Origin of the sequence: Veillonella sp. DNF00869 (genome assembly GCF_001553345.1) — a bacterium.
In the GTDB taxonomy this organism is placed as follows: domain Bacteria; phylum Bacillota; class Negativicutes; order Veillonellales; family Veillonellaceae; genus F0422.
On sequence record NZ_KQ960749.1, the window covers coordinates 54359 to 73099 of the forward strand.

Annotated in this window: 13 protein-coding genes; 2 read left to right on the forward strand and 11 right to left on the reverse strand. The window is 39.4% G+C overall.

Annotation, left to right across the window (positions count from 1 at the left end; genetic code table 11):
* Positions 1 to 281 precede the first annotated feature (281 nt).
* The gene (locus HMPREF3032_RS00395; RefSeq protein ID WP_009352925.1) at positions 282 to 1178 is read left to right on the forward strand and encodes a LysR family transcriptional regulator; all 897 of its coding nucleotides are present in this window, start codon (positions 282 to 284) and stop codon (positions 1176 to 1178) included.
* A gap of 298 nt (positions 1179 to 1476) precedes the next feature.
* On the opposite strand, the gene HMPREF3032_RS00400 is transcribed toward HMPREF3032_RS00395, so the two are convergent.
* The 3 genes from HMPREF3032_RS00400 to HMPREF3032_RS00410 form a co-directional block, all read right to left on the reverse strand.
* Positions 1477 to 2193 (reverse strand): gamma-glutamyl-gamma-aminobutyrate hydrolase family protein, encoded by a 717-nt coding sequence (locus tag HMPREF3032_RS00400; RefSeq protein ID WP_062401004.1) that lies wholly within the window; start codon positions 2191 to 2193, stop codon positions 1477 to 1479.
* Between the two features lie 214 nt (positions 2194 to 2407).
* On the reverse strand, positions 2408 to 3574 hold the full coding sequence (locus tag HMPREF3032_RS00405) for a 2-methylaconitate cis-trans isomerase PrpF family protein (protein WP_062401007.1): 1167 nt from the start codon (positions 3572 to 3574) through the stop codon (positions 2408 to 2410).
* A gap of 77 nt (positions 3575 to 3651) precedes the next feature.
* Positions 3652 to 5586, reverse strand: coding sequence for an aconitate hydratase (locus tag HMPREF3032_RS00410; protein ID WP_062401009.1), 1935 nt, complete (start codon positions 5584 to 5586; stop codon positions 3652 to 3654).
* A 143-nt stretch (positions 5587 to 5729) separates the two neighbouring features.
* On the opposite strand from HMPREF3032_RS00410, the gene HMPREF3032_RS00415 reads away from it, so the two are divergent.
* Entirely contained in the window at positions 5730 to 6611 is an 882-nt protein-coding gene (locus tag HMPREF3032_RS00415) for a LysR family transcriptional regulator (RefSeq protein ID WP_062401011.1), read from the forward strand.
* An 84-nt stretch (positions 6612 to 6695) separates the two neighbouring features.
* Here the strand turns inward: HMPREF3032_RS00415 and citF are convergent, their stop codons facing one another.
* The 8 genes from citF to HMPREF3032_RS00455 all read right to left on the reverse strand — a co-directional run bounded on the left by citF (position 6696) and on the right by HMPREF3032_RS00455 (position 18563).
* Positions 6696 to 8246, reverse strand: a complete 1551-nt coding sequence (gene citF / locus HMPREF3032_RS00420) for a citrate lyase subunit alpha (RefSeq protein ID WP_062401013.1) — start codon at positions 8244 to 8246, stop codon at positions 6696 to 6698.
* Positions 8236 to 9168: an HpcH/HpaI aldolase/citrate lyase family protein gene (locus HMPREF3032_RS00425; RefSeq protein WP_009352816.1), complete on the reverse strand. Its 933-nt coding sequence runs from the start codon at positions 9166 to 9168 to the stop codon at positions 8236 to 8238. The genes citF and HMPREF3032_RS00425 overlap by 11 nt, the downstream gene beginning before the upstream one ends.
* Positions 9168 to 9437: a citrate lyase ACP gene (locus tag HMPREF3032_RS00430; protein ID WP_009352869.1), complete on the reverse strand. Its 270-nt coding sequence runs from the start codon at positions 9435 to 9437 to the stop codon at positions 9168 to 9170. The genes HMPREF3032_RS00425 and HMPREF3032_RS00430 overlap by 1 nt, the downstream gene beginning before the upstream one ends.
* 95 nt (positions 9438 to 9532) lie before the next feature.
* On the reverse strand, positions 9533 to 10954 hold the full coding sequence (locus tag HMPREF3032_RS00435) for an anion permease (protein ID WP_062401015.1): 1422 nt from the start codon (positions 10952 to 10954) through the stop codon (positions 9533 to 9535).
* A 718-nt stretch (positions 10955 to 11672) separates the two neighbouring features.
* Positions 11673 to 12575 carry a LysR family transcriptional regulator gene (locus HMPREF3032_RS00440; RefSeq protein ID WP_062401016.1) on the reverse strand — a complete coding sequence of 301 codons (903 nt, stop codon included), beginning with the start codon at positions 12573 to 12575 and terminating at the stop codon, positions 11673 to 11675.
* Between the two features lie 125 nt (positions 12576 to 12700).
* A complete protein-coding gene (locus HMPREF3032_RS00445) occupies positions 12701 to 13399 on the reverse strand; it encodes a Bax inhibitor-1/YccA family protein (RefSeq protein WP_062401019.1) in 699 nt (232 codons plus the stop codon).
* 9 nt (positions 13400 to 13408) lie between these two features.
* Positions 13409 to 15145 (reverse strand): pyruvate kinase, encoded by a 1737-nt coding sequence (gene pyk, locus HMPREF3032_RS00450; protein ID WP_062401021.1) that lies wholly within the window; start codon positions 15143 to 15145, stop codon positions 13409 to 13411.
* 10 nt (positions 15146 to 15155) lie between these two features.
* Complete coding sequence (locus HMPREF3032_RS00455; RefSeq protein ID WP_062401022.1) at positions 15156 to 18563, reverse strand: DNA polymerase III subunit alpha; 3408 nt, start codon at positions 18561 to 18563, stop codon at positions 15156 to 15158.
* Positions 18564 to 18741 lie beyond the last annotated feature (178 nt).

Sequence of the window (18741 nt, forward strand, 5' to 3'; positions counted from 1 at the left end):
TTCCCTGCACTGTACAGGCAACACTATGACCCAATTATATCATTCTCAATATAGCACGTCAATATTCCTACTTTTTATATAGGTTTATATCCATGAGTTATAATCATAAACTAAACCATAATTAACAGCATTAGTTAACAAATATAGGAGACGAATTATAAAATTTATAGTACAATAGAATAGTAAAGGTTAACAATAAGAGATCTATTGTACGATGATGTGCGCCCATGAATAGAAACGAACTAACATGACATCTGACTACGTATGTTTAGGAGGATACCATGGATACATCTTACTATTATAATTTTATCATCTTAGTACAAACGGGGAATATGACGCAAGCAGCAGAGATACTGCACATTACGCAACCAGCTTTAAGTAAGCAACTCAAGTACTTAGAAGCAGAATTTGGTACCCCCCTATTAGTTATCAAGCGTGGCCAGCGTGGAGCTAGCTTTCACCTCACCGAAGCCGGTCGCATTTTCTATGAAAAAGCACAACAATTGTGTTCCATTGAGGAGTCTACCTACGCTGATGTAAAGCGTCTTAGTTCTGAGGTAGAAGGCACACTTCGTATCGCCTCCTCTGCCTCTAGGTCTACCGCCTTAATTCAGCAATATTTGCATTTCTTTTCCCGCCAATACCCTGTAGTGCGTTATGAAATTTATGAAGGATTAATGACAGATGTAACGGAATCCTTATTAAATGGTAGCGCTGAAATTGGTTTATGCAATGAGCAAATGGTAGATACTAACAAATTTGATGTTCTCTATACGCAAACAGAGGACTTATACGCTCTGTTCCGAAAAGATTTATTTTGGACAGACCGTGACTTAGAAAGCATTTCTTGGAATGATATTGCCAAATGTCCTCTTAGCCTATCTGGTGGTTCTGTACGTATGTTAATGCAAGCTCATCACAATGACTTCTCTTCTCTCAATGTTATTTCTGTAACTACCACGAAGAGTTCTGCCATTGAATGGGCTCAATCTGGACGTACCATAGCCATTATTCCTATGGATGGACAGGAAACTGTATCTCATCCAGATATGACTCGCATTAAGTTAACAGAACTGACCAACACATTCTATAAAGCATTTATCACTATCAAAGGACAACCTTTGTCTATGGTGGCACAACAGTTTTTAGAATTCTACAAAGCGCATTCAGGAGAATAGTGGCTACGAGGCTATGCATTTTATATCCATGTGAACAAAAACACTACAACACTTTACAGTACATAGAGGAACATTGATCATTGCGTATCAATGTTCCTCTATTTATTTTATATTGATATATTCCGCACTATTGATGCCTTTATCTAAGCATTTTATAGTACAGGATATCTATAGCAAGCCGACTAATGTACTATACAAAAAAGGGTCCCTAAGGACCCTTTCCATATGTAAATTACATGGTGTATCAATTTCCTTACGCAAGCTACACCATTTGCGAGCAAAATTAACTCTTTACATACTATTTAGCAGCGTTTACAAAATCTTCAAAAATTACTTTATTTAACTCTGTATGACGCATCATTTCTGGGTGGAATTGATAAGTACGAAGGTATGGATAGTCAGTACCTTCCATTGCTTCTACTACAGTATCTTTCGCACGTCCTACCACACGCAAGCCTTCCCCAACTTCTTTCACGACTTGGTGATGATGGGAATTAACCATCACTTCTTCTGCACCTACCATAGCAAATAATTGGGAGTCCTTTTCAATCACCATGGAATGAGTTGGTAATCCTGCTGTTTGGCTTTGGGCATGCTTAATCGTAGCAAAGGCAGGTAAATCTTGATACAAAGAACCTTTGTGAGCTACATTGATGATTTGATGACCACGGCAAATACCCATAATAGGAATGTTCCGTTCTTTCGCAAAGGCTAATAAACGCATATCAAAAATATCGCGTTCTGGCCAAATTTCACCTAATCCACGTTCTGGTTCTTCGCCATAGAATTGTGGGGCAATGTCGTGACCGCCCGATAAAAGTAACCCATCAATGCGCTCCACCAAAGCTTTCAACACAGCTTCATCTTCTTGGAATGGAATAATCACAGGAATACCACCTGCTTCTAATACGGATTGCACATAATCATCATTTACATAGGATCGTTTATACCCTGGGAATGGACCTCCTTGGTCAATCATATGAGAACCTGAAATGCCGATTAATGGTTGTTTCATGTATATTACCTCTCCTTACTTATATACTATAATATATAGCTATATAATAAAGGAATTTATCCTTCATTACAAGGTGTACATATATCTATTCACAAAAATAGATGTATTTTTTGATTCCCACCATACTATAAAAATAGATATAGAGGAAAGTCCATACTATAGATGGGCTTTTCTCCGTATATCATGGTATATCTGTTACAATAACTTGTTTCTACTAGTATTTACCTACCTTAACATAGGCAATGCCATCCATAATAGGTCTAGCCGTTCTTGCTACACCAGCTTTGGTAACATATAGACTCTCTGTATCTATATCAATAGTAAATGTAAAAGTCCCACTTGGATGACCCAAAGTAACGGTTTTTGTACGCTTAGCTTCTTCACTGACTACATCATTGACGATTGTCCCTGGAATGAGCGCTGCTGTTGCAGTAGCAATACCTCCCGTCACTGCATAGGCCTTATGAATCACTTGTAATGCTTTTGTTCGTGCTACTATATCTATCGATGTACCTTCAATAACACGGCCCTGTATATCTGTATACGTACAAGCCGTTCCCACCATACATACTTTTGGAATGGCTGGACTAGCACTATCTTTTGATGTAGCTAATCCCATTCTGACAGCGGCAGTCCTACGAATATCTTCTAATATAGCCAATAGCCCCTCTTCATCTGCTTCAATGTCACTTGGCAGTTCTGTTCCTGTATATCCTAAATCTTCTGCTTTCACAAATACACTCGGTGTGGCAGAGTCCACAAAACTTACGTCTATCCTATGATTGTTCTTCGCTGTATGCGCATTGCCCACTTCCAAAGTGATGGTATCTCGCACATTGCCTGTAGGCAGTAATTTCCCAGTTTTAGACCCACTAGGGGATTGAAAATAAAGCATAATTTGTGCCCCTGTACCAGGAACTCCATCGATGGCAAAGTCTCCTGTTACCACTGGTAATCCACCTTGTACAGGTATATGAGCTTCTATGATTTTATGGGTATTCGTATTATGTATACGAACTACAGTTATTGGCTCTGCTGGTTCTACCAAACCACGTAACATAGCAAAAATACCAACTCCAGATGAAATATTACCACAATTACCTTCATAATCGACAACTGCCCTATCGATACCTACGTAAGCAAATGTATAATCTACATCACATCCTTCTACCGAAGCAGGTCCCACAATAGCCAGTTTACTCGTTAAAGGGTCTGCTCCTCCAATCCCATCAATTTGACGTACATCTGGACTCCCATAGAGGGATAGAATCATTGCATCTCGTTCTGTTGGATCTGTTGGCAAGTCTGGAGCATATAAATAAGCTCCTTTACTAGTTCCGCCACGCATGTATAATACGGGTAATTTCATATAATCTTTCATCATACACCTCGAATATAGAGGATGACACAGTCTGCACTGTGCCATCTCCTACTGCATATATTAACTATTATTACTAATTATTGTCCACCATTACGCAAGAAGTTCAATTTACCTCCTGCTCGAACAATTTCTAGTTGTCGTTCATTTAATGGTGTTCTTAATGTATAAATAGTAGATTTTGTTTTATTCTCTACGGTAAATACACCAGCTGCAAAGGAAGCATCATCACAATGATAGAATAATTCATCACCTTCTTGAATACTCTCATAATCTGCATCATTTTCAAATAATAAAGGCAAAATACCAAAGTTAACAAGATTATCCATATGAATCCGTTCAATAGATTTTGCAATCACTGCTTTTACTCCTAAATACATTGGGCAAAGTGCGGCATGTTCACGAGAAGATCCTTGTCCATAACTTTCACGAGCTACAATCACATTATAGTATCCATGCTCAACATTTTCTTTACATTGCTCAGCAAAATCTGCTTTTACAGGACTAAATACATATTGACTATATTTAGGTACATTCGATCTAAATTTCAAATATGGTCCAGCTGGCATAATATGATCTGTAGTAATTTTATCCTCTACTTTTATAGCCACTTTAGCAGAAATCGTTTCTGGTAAGGCACTATTACTTGGAGGTTCACCAATATTAGGGCCACGTAAAATAGATTGGTTTACATCACATTTTGGTGCAACAATCAAGGAATCATCAATTTCATATACCTCAGGGAGCTCAATTGTTGGTACTTCTATCCCTATTTCACGAGGATCTGTAATCGTTCCCGTTAAAGCAGAGGCTACCGCTGTTTCTACTGAAACTAAATGCACTAAGGCATCTTTAGTCCCACTACGACCCTCATAGTTACGGTTATTCGTACGTAAAGAAATAGATTTTGTTCGTGGTGCTTGCCCACAACCTACACAGAATCCACAGGCACTTTCAAAAAGACGTGCTCCGGAAGCAATTATATCTGCTAAGGCTCCATTTTTTGTAATCATTGCTAATGCTTGCTTGGATCCAGGAGCTACTCCAAAACTCACATCTGGATGAATTTTACGCCCTTTCAACATTGTTGCTACGATCATTAAGTCTCGATAACTGGAATTGGTACAGCTTCCCACTAACACTTGATCTACGGCAACATCTTTTAATTCTGCTACTGTTTTTACATTATCTGGAGAGTGTGGACATGCAATCATAGGCACTAATGCATTTAGATCAATTTCAATGACTTCATCATACTGTGCATCTTTATCTGCCTGTAATTCCACCCATACATCTTCACGACCTTGAGCGCGCAAAAACTCTTTTGTTTTTGCATCACTTGGGAAAATGGATGTAGTAATTCCCATTTCTGCACCCATATTTGTGATTGTTGCTCTCTCCGGTACTGTTAAAGATACCACACCTTCACCTGTATACTCGATGGCTGTTCCTACATTTCCTTTAGTGGTTAAAATACTTAATACTTTTAACACGATATCTTTTGCTGCACACCAAGGTTGTAAACGCCCATTTAATTTAATATTCGTAACTTTAGGACAAGTTAAATGGAATGGCTTTCCTGCCATAGATGCCGCCACATCCATACCCCCAACACCGACAGCAAACATCCCTAAACCTCCAGCAGTTGGAGTATGACTATCTGCACCTACTAAGGTTTGACCTGGTCTAGCAAATCGTTCCAAATGTACTTGATGGCAAATCCCATTACCTGCTTTTGAGTAATAAATACCATATTTACTTGCTACATCTTGTAAATATTTATGATCATCTGCATTTTCAAATCCATCTTGTAATGTATTATGATCTACATAGGATACGGATAGGGTTTTTACTGTATCTAAACCTAGTGATTCAAATTCTAAGTACGCCATAGTCCCTGTGGCATCCTGTGTTAACGTTTGGTCTATGGCAACAGCAATATCTTCACCTACAACCAATCTTCCCTCTACTAAATGAGATTCTAATATTTTATAGATTAAACTTTTTCCTGCCATCTTAGTCCTCCTACTTATGACTAACTACGGTTTTACCTTACTTGAAGGCCTTTATAGTTTAAGTATATATGTTGTAAGTAAATAAATAAAATAGATTACATTTATCTTATGTGATAAAATATTTTTATTAAAGGAGGGCTACCATGGAAACTATGGAAAAAGATTGGCATTTTTTTATTGCTATTGCAGAAGAGGGAAATATGACGAAGGCAGCCAATCGTTTATATATCTCTCAGCCTGCGTTATCGTATCGTTTACAGCAACTAGAAAAGCAGTTCAATAAACCTTTATTTATACGTACATCTCGTGGCGTTACCTTAACAGAAACAGGGGAATTATATTATCACTATGCCTTAGATATGCTACATAGAAAGCGTGAATTTGAAAACACTCTATCCAATTATAATAAAGAAGTAACAGGAACATTACGGCTTGGCGTCTCAAGCATCTATGCCAATTATATGTTACCTGATATTTTATCAGGGTTTACGCAAGCCTATCCAAAGGTAAAGTTAGAAGTTTATACTGGCATTAGCTCTAAAATAGCTCAATTATTTCAGTCTAATGAGGTAGAGGTTGCTATTATTCGCGGTCCTCAATCCATTGACGGTGAATCATTGTTAATTCATACAGATCGCATCGGTTTAGTAACCAATACGTCTTTACCTTCTAAACCTATGCCCAGAGAAGACATCTTGACTTTGCCATTTATACGATATGCAACAGCCCATGATTTATATACTATCATCGATAAATGGTGGAAACAGCATTACCAAGTCCCTCCCAACGATAGTATAAAAGTTGATACCATGGCTACATGTCGACAATTCATCAGAAAAAATTTAGGATGGTCTGTTCTCCCAGAAACAGGATTGGGAAGGTTCTCTGATGAATTTACCTTTGATCCATTACTATGGGAAGATGGTACTCCTCTATTACGAGAAACAAAGCTTTATTATCAAGCAAATTCCCTACAACGTAGAGCTGTTCATACCTTTATTACCTATATAAAAAGCACTATATAATAGTCTATTGCATATACATATACTAGATATACAAAAAGGATTGAACTCGTTGAGTTCAATCCTTTTGTATTTGACAGTATGTAATTATAGTAATGGTTTACGTACTACGTCGATGATAGATCCATCACGATATTCGATGATAGCTACTACATCTTTAGGATCTTGAGATACTTCAATACCTTCTGGTTTACCAACCATGTCGTACGCCATTTGTTGTAACTCTTCAATTGTGTAAATTGGCAAGTTAGAATCTTTGAAACGTTCAATTAAATCTTGACGATTTGGATTGATCGCGATACCACGTTCTGTTACCAAAACGTCGATACTTTCACCTGGAGTGATAACTGTTTCCACGCGTTCACGAATCATTGGCAAGCGACCACGAATCAATGGGCATGTAATAACAGTTACTTTTGCGCCTGCTGCTGTATCAGAGTGACCACCAGATGCACCCATCAAGATACCGTTGGAGTCAGTCATACAGTTTACGTTGAAATCTGTATCGATTTCTGTAGCGCCCAAGAATACTACATCTAAGTAGTTTGTCATGCAGTCTGTTGTAGGGTCTGCGTACATGGATGCGCTCATTTCGATATGATTTGGATTTGTATCCAAAGATGCCGCTGCTGTTGTGTCAAATGTTTGTGTATCATAAATCGCTTTGATGTGACCTTTTTCAAGCATGCTTACTAGTACGCCTGTAGCACCGCCAACACCGAATCCACCAACAACGCCTTTTTTCTCTAATTTTTCACCGATGAATTTAGCTACTGCTAATGGAGCTCCGCCAGCGCCTAATTGGAAAGAGAAACCTTCTTGGATAATCCCCGCTTCATCAAGGAATTCTGCGGCCATTTCCGCAATTTTAATTTGTACAGGATTTTTTGTGATTCCCACAGCACCAGATGCGATACCTTCTGGATCACCGATAGCCTCTACTTCTACGATGTAATCTACATCTGTTTGAGGGATGGAGATTGGGTATACATTGTCGATTAAGTTATCTGTTAATAATACAGTTTGGTCTGCATAGTGAGAGTCAACCATAGCATAACCCAACGCACCGCAAGCGGATTTACCTTTACGGCCTGTCGCATTACCACGACGATCACAAGCAGGTACGCCCATGAAAGCTACGTCAATATGAGCTTCCCCAGTGCAAACGGCACGAGCACGTCCACCATGGGAACGAATTACTACTGGGCGTTTTAATACGCCTGGGTTCAAGCTTAAGAATTTGCCCAATGCATCACGAAGACCAGATGTTTCGATGGCTGTTACTGTACCATCTTTAATCATATCGATTAAGAATTCATGGCAAGGTGCTAAGGAAGAATTAAGGATTGTAATATCTTTGATTCCTTTAGCTTGTACACGGTCCATCACAAGTTGCATTACATAGTCACCATTACGTAAATGATGGTGGAAGGAAATAGACATGCCATCTTTCAGACCTACTTTTTCAATAGCTTCATCGATAGAGCCTACTAATTTATCTTCGCCTGGAGTGTGAAGTTTCACTGGTTTACCTGCACGAACTGCAGTTTCTGTCATTGCAAATTGTCCTTCATAGAGACGACGACCTTGAAGGCATTCTAATTCCATAGGAATATCGCGACCAATTTTATTTAACATCGATTTCTGCTCCTTCCTCAAGCTCTACTTTGATTCCTGCTGCACGGGCTTTATCTACCACGCGTTGTGCACGTACTACGATAGGACCGTCAATCATTTTACCATCTACAGCGATAACGCCTTTATTGTTGCGAAGTGCTTCTGCATAAGAGTTCAACACTTTCACAGAATGAGCAATTTCTTTTTCATCTGGAGTGAACACTTCATGGATAATTTTGATTTGGCTTGGGTGAATACAAGATTTTCCATCATAACCAAGAGCTTTAATGAATTCTACTTCTTCACGGAAGCCTTGTGGGTCTTTCACATCTGAGAATACTGTGTCAAGCACGCGGATACCTGCTTCACGAGCTGCATGAAGGATCGTTTGGCGAGCAAATAACAATTCATGAGCTGGTTTATGTTTACCTGTACGAAGGTCAGCACGGTAGTCTTCCGCGCCAAGAGCGATCGCTACTACACGAGGACCTTGTGCAATTTCACGTACATTGTATAAACCTTTTACAGATTCGATAGCTACGATAATGTTGATGGTGCCTTCTTCCCAACCATTCGCTTTTTCTACTTCTTCAATTTTCTTAGCAACGATTTCTACTTCAGATACATCTTCAGTTTTTGGAAGACGAATCAAGTCAGGTTTTGCTGGTACAATCACATCAAGGTCAGCATAACCATATGGAGTTTGTGTAGGATGGTTGATACGAACCACTGTTTCGCCTTTGAATTTTAAAGTTTTCAAAGCTTCTGCTGTCAATAAACGAGCTGTATCTTTTTCAGTGACTGCTACAGAGTCTTCAATATCAAACATGATGGAGTCTGCACCGTGGATATCAGCACTGTTAATCATTTTAGGCGTGTTACCTGGTACGAACATCATGGAACGAGATAAACGTTTTTTTGCTAATTCAGTTAATTGGCTCATTATGCTTCGCTCCCTCTTTCTAATGCACCCAATACACGGGCTTTAATAGTATAATCCCAAGCTGCTTTATCGATAGCTGTTACTTTCACGCCATCGAAGCCTGCTTCTTTTACAGTGGCTTCAATGAAAGCACGAATATGCTTACCATAAGCACGCTCAACTTTTGATTTTAATTCTACTTCGATACCAGATGCAATTGGTTCAACCGTTACCAATACATCATTTTTTTCATCAAAGCCAGCCATAGCTGCTTTCACTAGATGTTTCATAGCAAATCCTTTCTATTACATCAAAATATAGCATAAAAGTCAGGTTCTACAGAGGTATTTCCCCTGTAGACTCTGACTATACAAATTACCTTGTCCTATAGGATGCCTAGCATACCCCACCATGGATAGCCTACTACGAATGTAAGGGTTAAGCACAATACAGCGATAATACCGCCAGTAATCCACCAATCTTTTACATCATTGTAACCTGCGCCAAATACGATTGGTGCTGCTGCTCCGCCGTAGTGTGTTAATGCACCACCATAAGAGTTAGATGCACAAAGCACTAATGCTAATGCCATAGGATTTACACCTGCTGCTGGGCCTACTGCCAAGAATACAGGTAGCATTGCTACTACATAAGCAGATCCAGATGCAAATAAGTAACGAATTGCTACGGAAATAATACCGATAATAACAAGTGCTACAAATCCATTATCTCCGAAGTGAAGATGTGTTTGCATTACATCTGCTAACCATTCGAAGAATTTTGCTTTAGATAACGCATCAGATAAACCGATGATACCACCGAACCACATCAATGTGTTCCAGCCACCTTTATTGGCAACCATATCATCCCATTTAATCGCGCCTAAGCAGAAACTAGCAACCATAGCTACAATAGCTACTGCAGTAGCATCAATTTTAAATTTAATACCAAATGCTGCTAAGATAGAAGGCAATGCCCAACCTACTAATGCAAAGATGAAAATACCAACTAATGTTTTTTCAGCGCTAGTCATAGGTCCTAATTCTGCTAAGCCTTCTGCCGCAATTTTCTTATTGTCAACTGTAGTCAACGTTGGTTTGTTTAATAAGTATGTTACATATGGAACTATTAATAACATTACTATGCCTGGTACTGACATAGCCAATGCCCATAATCCCCAATCTAAATGTACACCTAACATTTTTGCCATGAAGTCACCTGCTAGTGCATTTGGTGCCATCGCTGTTAGGAACATTAAGGACGTAACTTTTGTTACCATGTACGTATTAACCATTAAGAAACGACCAGCTTTGTTCGCTGTTTCACCAGGTTCAGAACCCAAGGATTTCGCTACGGAGTTCATGATTGGGAATACGATACCACCACAACGAGCAGTGTTAGATGGTGTAGCTGGGGAAATGATTCCGTCTAATAAAGCCGTTACATAGCCTAAACGAAGTACTGTACCGCCAAATGCATTGATTAGATGATACGCAATACGACGGCCTAAACCAGTCTTTACAAATGCTACAGATAAAGCAAATGCAGAGAATACCAACCATGCTGTTGTTGTAGCATAACCAGAAAGAACTGCTTTTGTGTTACCCAAAAATAATGCAGAACCTGCAATAGCGGATAATACTACTACAGGAGCTGGAAATGGCTTCAAAATTAAGCCTACGATAGCTGCTAAATAGAAACCAAATAGTTTCCAAGCACCATCTGCTAATCCTTCTGGAGCTGGGCTATACCAGATCACGATTGGGATTAACAACATAATCAAAGCATTGATTACTTTTTTGTTCATCTTGTGTCTCCTTACTACATAAGATATAAATACATTGCCTATGTTGCTTGCACTCATACTTTCTATAAACGTGAAACTTAATATATATATAAATGAATGTATATAAGGGCGGTTCACCACTTACTAGAATACTAGAACGTGCAAATGTCTAGGTCTTTTTACGCTCTCATTATATCCAATCATTTCAGAAGGTAAAAATAAAAATCCTTTATAAGGCTTATAAAAATTTTATTATCATCAAAAAGCCTTCATGTATGCATTTAGAGAATACATTATAAACATAGGTATCATGCGGTTTTTATGTTATTCCTACTAAATTGTTCCTATTTTCATGATATATATCTATAATAATTGCTACTTTCATATACATTAACAGTCTGTTAATAGTATTATAAACTAATCAAATATTAGCATTAGAAAAATCTATACATTGTAAAAACTCAAGCATACTAATATACAAAAGTACCAACTACAATGCAAACCACATACAAAAAGAACGCAACTCAATTAGCTGCGCTCTTTATATGTAATACTTTATACGCTTTATCAACTATGAGGCCTTGTTCGACCAGACATGTAACCCCTATCTATCTATATACGTAGTCAGGGACATATTTTTTGCTGACCAAATATATACAAATCCATTAAGTTGTATACTTATATCTATGGACAAAAATACCTGACAGTTGTAAATCCTTACCATACGCACATCAGCCTCTTAGCTTGTATATCCCGATAATGTAACGATTTGATGATTTTCGTAATACTCTGTTACATAATCAATGAAAGTTTTCACTGCAATAAGCTTTGTACTTACTTCATCGTGGAACAAATAGGTAGAACGTACCAATGGACGATTATCTTTCATCCGCAAAGGTTCTACATAAATACCATGTTCACGGCAACTACCAAGTCCTAAATATGGTAAAATAGCCCAACCTAATCCTTCTCGCACAAAGTGACGGCAAGTCACCATAGAATCCAGTTCCATGGCTGGTCTCACATCCCCCACGCTATGTTCTTTCTTCCAATTTTCTACCACTGTCGCAATGGATCCATCCGTGCGATAGTTAAGCATCGGAATATCTCGTAATTCCTTGTAATCTACAGGATGTTTATAGACTAAACAATAGGGTTCATCAAAAAGACGCACACCATTCGGCACATGATTATATTCACCACGGGCAAAGGCAATCATCACCTCTCCAGAATTAAACATTTTATTCACATGGGAGCTATACCCTGTCTTTACTTCAATACGAATCTTAGGATACTGTTTTGTGAAATTATTGAGTAAATGAGGCAACTCATAGTCCGCAAAATTAATGGATGCAGCAATTTTTAAGGTACCTTGTATTTTTCCCGTCACCTTTCCAATATTTTGTCGCAATTCCTCCCGGGACCGAATCATACGTCGGCAATAATCGTAATACAGCTCGCCTTCTGCAGTTAACGCAATGCCATCATTAGCACGAATTAATAAGGGACGCCCTAAAATATCTTCTACTTGCTTTAATCGATAGCTTAATGCAGGTTGTGAAAGAAATAATTTTTCTGCTGCTTTCGTAATATTGCCTTCTTCCACCACTGTGACGAAGGTTTGCCATTCTTTTGCTTCCATATACAACCTCCTTACTTGTGTTAATCTATTATATATTATCTCATATATCGAAAGATTTGCATACTAAAAGGGAGAGCTTATAGCTCCCCCCTTTTATAAATGTGCTCTCACAAATTAACGATACATTACCGACGACCGAAAACGCGAAGTAGATTGATGAAAATATTGATGAAATCTAGATATAAACCTAAAGCACCAATCAATTCAACACGTTCCAGAACACTTTCATCTTCATAAGCTACTTCCATTATGGTCCGTTTAATGCGATATACATCATACATGGTAAATAAAGAAAAAATCCCTACGGCTATATAGCTGTATACTAATAATCCAAAGTCGCTAGCACCAAAGAACATCATAATCAAACTAGCAATGAGTAGCGCAATCACTGCACCCATTAAAAATGTGCCTAATCCAGACAAATCTTTTTTTACCACTACTCCTAAAAAGGCAAAGCTACCAAATACCGCTACAGCCCCTGTTAAAGCATATACTACCACCTCAAAGGAATAGTGTAACGCGATAGCGGTCAAGGTCAATCCATTCATAATAGAATAGAGGAAAAACATAGCTTTCAAAAATGTGTTAGACGCCGTGTATTGACGGAAGGAAAATAAGAACACTACCGCCACTTCAGCTAACAAAATGATATTAAAGTTGGAATGGGCAAAGCGCAACCAACTGGAGTTCGTCAACGCCATAAACCCAATGATGGCTGTAGTCAATAAGCCCCACACCATCCAAAGCATAGAATTGCGCAATTTACGATTTACAATTTCTTCTACTACCACTGTATCTGCTTGTGTAGGAATATGATACTCCATAATTACCTCCTATCTTGCGTTTGCAATACCTTCATAGACATTACCACGAATACCATCGACTGTTACCACTTGACCATTTGTCAATTGCGATTGCTCATGAGCACCTAAAATAACAGGAATACCAAATTGAATGCCTGCAATAGCTGCTGTCGATGTGTATCCTTCTTCTGCGGTAATAATAGCACCAGCTCGTTTCGCTAATTCCATATATTCAGGTTCTAAATCACGAACTACTAGAATACTTCCATCTGTCATAGACTCTGTAGAATCAGCGTGATGGATTGGTCCCGTTACAGATAGTTTACCAACTCCACGACCTTTGGTCAATACATTACCAGTGACATGAACACGAATCATATTAGTTGTACCAGATAAGCCAGATGGCACACCAGCTGTAACAACCACTAAATCACCAGATTGAATCAATCCTTCTCCTAAGGCGGCACTCATAGCGCAGTGTACCATTTCATCTGAATTGGAGTGGGATGGTCCTTGAATCGGTGTCACCCCCCAGTATAACTGCATACGGCGTACAGCATGTTCATGTGGTGTGACTGCAATAATTTGACAGTTTGGACGATGACGAGAAATACTCATAGCTGTAATACCCGATTCAGTACAAGTAATGATCGCACCAGCTCCCAAAGAACGTCCTACTTCAACAGTAGCAGAACAAATAGCATCTGTCGTTTTTGCTTCTTCTAACGGTACTGTATGATTACTATTCACATATAAATCAGATGTTTCTGTTACTTTTGCAATACGAGCCATAGTTGTTACCGCTTCCAATGGGTAGTCCCCCCCTGCAGTTTCCCCAGATAACATGACCGCATCAGTACCATCTAATATGGCATTCGCAACGTCACTAGCTTCTGCTCTTGTAGGTCTTGGATTGGTTACCATGGACTCTAACATCTGGGTCGCTGTAATCACAGGCTTGGAGGCGGCATTACATTTTTGAATCATCATTTTTTGCAATACAGGCACTTCTTCGGCTGGAATCTCTACACCCAAGTCACCACGAGCCACCATTAATCCATCAGAGACTTCTAAAATATCATCTAAATTATTAAGACCTTCTTCATTTTCGATTTTAGAAATGATACGAATATCTGCCCCTTTGGATTCCAAAATACGACGAATTGCCACTACATCGCTGGCCCGTTGCATGAAAGAAGCTGCTACATAGTCCACACCCATTTCACAACCAAATACCAAATCTTTTTCATCTTGTTCCGACACTGGCGGCAAGGATAAGGATACTCCTGGTACAGCCACTCGTTTGCGATTGCTCATCATACCCGTGTTCATAACAGTCGTATGAATCTCCGTGCCCTCGATAGAATCAATACGCAATGTCACTAATCCATCAGATAAGAGAATTTGTTTTGCCTCTTTCACATCTTCTGGCAATCCCGCATGATTCACGGAGCAAATCTCCTTCGTTCCTTCCACATCTCTTGTAGTCAACGTAAAAGCTTGTCCTTCTTCTAAACACACTTTGCCTTCTTTGAATAAGCCAAGGCGAATTTCAGGGCCTTTTGTATCTAGCATTAATGCCACTGGAATACCTGTTCTAGTAGAGGCTAAGCGAACGAGCTCCATACGCTTTGCTTGCTCTTCATGAGAACCATGAGAGAAGTTAAAACGTGCCACGTTCATACCTGCTCGCAATAAGGATTCTACCATTTCTAAACTATCTGTACTAGGTCCCATGGTACAAACAATCTTTGTTTTTTTATTCATTTCTATCTCCTTATAGTAACTCTACTGCATTGGCCCCTAGTAAGGCTTGCACACGCCCAATAGATTCTTTTGATGGGGTGAAATAAAAACTACGGTTCACCGCTAAGCTGCGTTTTTGACGTTGCAAGAATAGAGTGACTGGTGTATCTCCTTGTAATTCTTGCAACAGCTTTTGTAATTGTTGGCTCACTTGCGGTGTATCATGAGCTATATCAATATGAATACGAATCTGTCGTACTCTATCATATTCTACTTTCAATAATTGTACGGAACTAGCAATGCATTGCACACCTTTTTCATCCGCATCAATGCGTCCCTCGATAGCTACCACACCATCCCGTTGCAATAGCATATGACTTTTTTGATACCCTTGTGGGAATACTACCACTTGTACGGTGCCTGTGAAATCTTCCAAGGTTAAGGTGCACATTTTTTCCTGTTTCGCTTTCGTTAATCGATCTACTTTTTCCGTAATCAATCCACCAATAGTAACAGTTTTGCCATCAAAATCTTCTGGATTTTCTGCTAAGCGCCCTAATTGAAACAGCCCTTCCAATTCATCACGATAGGCATCTAAAGGATGGCCCGTAATATAAAAGCCGGTATATTCCTTTTCATCTTTTAGTTTCAGCTCTTTGGGCAAGTCTGGCAGGTTAGGAACATGGATAGTTTCCATTTCCTCTACCTCCGCAAAGAGACTCACCGCTCCTAAGGCACTATTTTTTTGTCCTTTAGAACCAATCCCTTGGGCTTGTTCATAAATCTGCAATAGCTGATTACGATTTTCTTTGAAAGAGTCCATCGCCCCGCATCGGATTAAACTTTCTAACAAGCGCTTATTCACCACACGATACGGAATGCGTTCGCAAAAATCAACAATGGATGTAAATTGTCCATTGGCCTTACGCTCTGCAAGCAATTCTTCAATAGCATTATCACCTACATTTTTGATACCACCTAAACCAAAACGAATTTGTCCATTTTGTACGGTAAACATACGCTCCGAATGGTTGATATCTGGTCCTAATACAGCCACCTGTTTCGCTTTACACACATTGATATAATTCGTCATTTTATCCATATTACCCATAAAGCTTGTCATAGTAGCAGCCATAAACTCTGGGAAATAATGGGCTTTCAGGTACGCCGTTTGATATGCAATATAGGCATAAGCGGCAGAGTGGGATTTATTAAATCCATAACCTGCGAAATATAGCAAGAGATCAAATACTTCATTGGCTAGCTTCTCATCGATACCATTGTTCACAGAACCAGACACAAAGGAATCTCGTTGTGCTTTTAGTACAGATTCCTTTTTCTTACCCATGGCACGGCGCATTAAGTCCGCCTGCCCCAAGGAGAATCCCCCCATAGCAGAGGCAATCTGCATAACTTGTTCTTGGTATAGGATAACCCCAAATGTATCCTCTAAAATAGGCTCTAATATAGGATGTAAATAGGTCACTTCTTTTTCTTTATGACGACGCTTGATAAAATCTTCTACCATGCCCGATCCCAACGGTCCTGGACGATAGAGGGCCACTAAAGGAATTAAATCTTCAAAATGTTCTGGCTTCAAATCCATTACTAATTTTGTAATCCCTTCCGATTCTAACTGGAAGACCCCTGCTGTTTCCCCTTTACATAAGATTTCACAAGATGCCTTGTCATCTAACGGGATGGCATCCAAGTCTAGCTCAACACCATGATTTTCCTTAATGAGGCGTAGTGCCTCACCCATCACTGTCAACGTACGAAGTCCCAAAAAGTCCATCTTCAATAGGCCTAGTTCTTCGATATTATCTTTATCATATTGCGTGACAAAACCATCTTCATTGGAGTTTTGTACCGGCACATACTCATCTAATGGTGCTGCTGAAATTACGACCCCCGCCGCATGGGTAGAAGAGTTTCTCGCAATGCCTTCTAAGCGCAAGCAAAGATCAAATAGTTCTTTTACCGATGCATCACTTTCATATAGATCTTTGAGTTCTTTTACCTCTAAAGATTTTTTCAAAGTGATACCTAGCTCATTGGGAATCATCTTAGCTAATCGATTCACCTCTGGCAAAGGCATATCTAGCACGCGACCTACATCACGAATAACAGCACGAGCCGCTTCGGTACCGAAGGTAATAATTTGTGCTACTCGCTCTTGTCCATATTTTTCTGTCACATATTCGATGACCTTATTCCGAGTTTCATAGCAGAAGTCGATATCGATATCGGGCATGCTCACCCGCTCCGGATTCAAGAACCGTTCAAAGAGCAAATCGTATTTAATAGGATCTAGACCTGTAATCCCTAATAAGTAGGCTACCACTGACCCTGCTGCACTACCACGACCCGGGCCTACTAGTACCCCATGTTCACGAGCATATTTAACATAGTCCCAAACGATGAGGAAGTAATCTTCAAAGCCCATGCGACTAATAACACCTAACTCATAATCTAGTCGCTCTTGTAATACCGGTGTTACCTCTGGATAGAATTGAGGAATATAGGACTCACAAACTTTACGCAAGTAAGAATGTGCTGTTTCCCCTTCTGGTACATCAAATTTTGGCAAATGGTGTGCATCAAAATTGAACTCTACATGGCAACGTTCCGCAATCTTCAAGGTATTATCCAAAGCTTCTGGAATATGACCAAAGAGTTCTTCCATCTCATCGCCGCTTTTCATGTAAAACTCATTACTGAAAAACTTCATGCGATCTACATCATTCCGCCTTGCACCCGTAGCAATACATACCTTAATATCATGAGCTTCCGCATCGTCTGCATAAACATAGTGAAAGTCATTAGAACATACAAGTCCCACACCATATTGCTCCGCCATATCTACCAACACATCTTGAACACGTAATTCCTTAGGATCTCCATGGTTCTGAATCTCTAAGAAAAAGTTCTCTTTTCCATAGGTCTCAAGATACCATTCCAAAGCACGATGAGCGCCCTCAATGTTGTCCTGTAAAATCAGTTGCGGAATTTCTCCTGCAATACAAGCACTCAAAGCAATAATTCCTTTATTGTAGGTAGATAGCAAATCTCGATCAGCACGCGGCTTGCGGTAGAACCCTTCTGTAGAGGATTTAGATACAATTTTTACAATATTTTCGTATCCTTCCATGGTTTCTGCTAAGAGAATTAAATGCTTTAATCGTTCATAGGTCTTACCTTCAGGGCGGTCAAAACGACTGCCTTCGGTCACATACACTTCGCATCCTAAGATGGGTTTGATACCTTGTGCCATGGCCTCTTTATAAAAATATATGGCTCCATACATATTACCATGGTCCGTTAACGCTAGGGCAGGCATATTGAGTTCTTTCGCACGACTCACCATTTGTGGCAATCGGCTAATGCCATCAATGAGGCTATATTCACTATGACTATGCAGATGTACAAATGGTCTCATGGGCCCTCCTTACTAACGTAACGCGATATGCTTTCATTTCCTCTATTATATCATAATTTGCATATTTCAGTGTACCGTGAAAGCGTTTGACACCCATCAATTACTGCATCCTTTCAAACTTAAAAATGCCTATGTAATTCGCACAGCCAATTACACAGGCATTGTTTTATTTGATACA

Excerpts from the sequence above, each read along its gene's own strand:
- HMPREF3032_RS00425 (WP_009352816.1), bottom strand. The coding sequence starts at position 9,168 with ATGAGCCAATTAACTGAATTAGCAAAAAAACGTTTATCTCGTTCCATG.
- HMPREF3032_RS00395 (WP_009352925.1), top strand. The coding sequence starts at position 282 with ATGGATACATCTTACTATTATAATTTTATCATCTTAGTACAAACGGGG.
- HMPREF3032_RS00410 (WP_062401009.1), bottom strand. The coding sequence starts at position 5,586 with ATGGCAGGAAAAAGTTTAATCTATAAAATATTAGAATCTCATTTAGTA.
- HMPREF3032_RS00455 (WP_062401022.1), bottom strand. The coding sequence starts at position 18,563 with ATGAGACCATTTGTACATCTGCATAGTCATAGTGAATATAGCCTCATT.
- HMPREF3032_RS00430 (WP_009352869.1), bottom strand. The coding sequence starts at position 9,437 with ATGAAACATCTAGTGAAAGCAGCTATGGCTGGCTTTGATGAAAAAAAT.
- pyk (WP_062401021.1), bottom strand. The coding sequence starts at position 15,145 with ATGAATAAAAAAACAAAGATTGTTTGTACCATGGGACCTAGTACAGAT.
- HMPREF3032_RS00435 (WP_062401015.1), bottom strand. The coding sequence starts at position 10,954 with ATGAACAAAAAAGTAATCAATGCTTTGATTATGTTGTTAATCCCAATC.
- citF (WP_062401013.1), bottom strand. The coding sequence starts at position 8,246 with ATGTTAAATAAAATTGGTCGCGATATTCCTATGGAATTAGAATGCCTT.
- HMPREF3032_RS00440 (WP_062401016.1), bottom strand. The coding sequence starts at position 12,575 with ATGGAAGCAAAAGAATGGCAAACCTTCGTCACAGTGGTGGAAGAAGGC.
- HMPREF3032_RS00415 (WP_062401011.1), top strand. The coding sequence starts at position 5,730 with ATGGAAACTATGGAAAAAGATTGGCATTTTTTTATTGCTATTGCAGAA.
- HMPREF3032_RS00405 (WP_062401007.1), bottom strand. The coding sequence starts at position 3,574 with ATGAAAGATTATATGAAATTACCCGTATTATACATGCGTGGCGGAACT.
- HMPREF3032_RS00400 (WP_062401004.1), bottom strand. The coding sequence starts at position 2,193 with ATGAAACAACCATTAATCGGCATTTCAGGTTCTCATATGATTGACCAA.
- HMPREF3032_RS00445 (WP_062401019.1), bottom strand. The coding sequence starts at position 13,399 with ATGGAGTATCATATTCCTACACAAGCAGATACAGTGGTAGTAGAAGAA.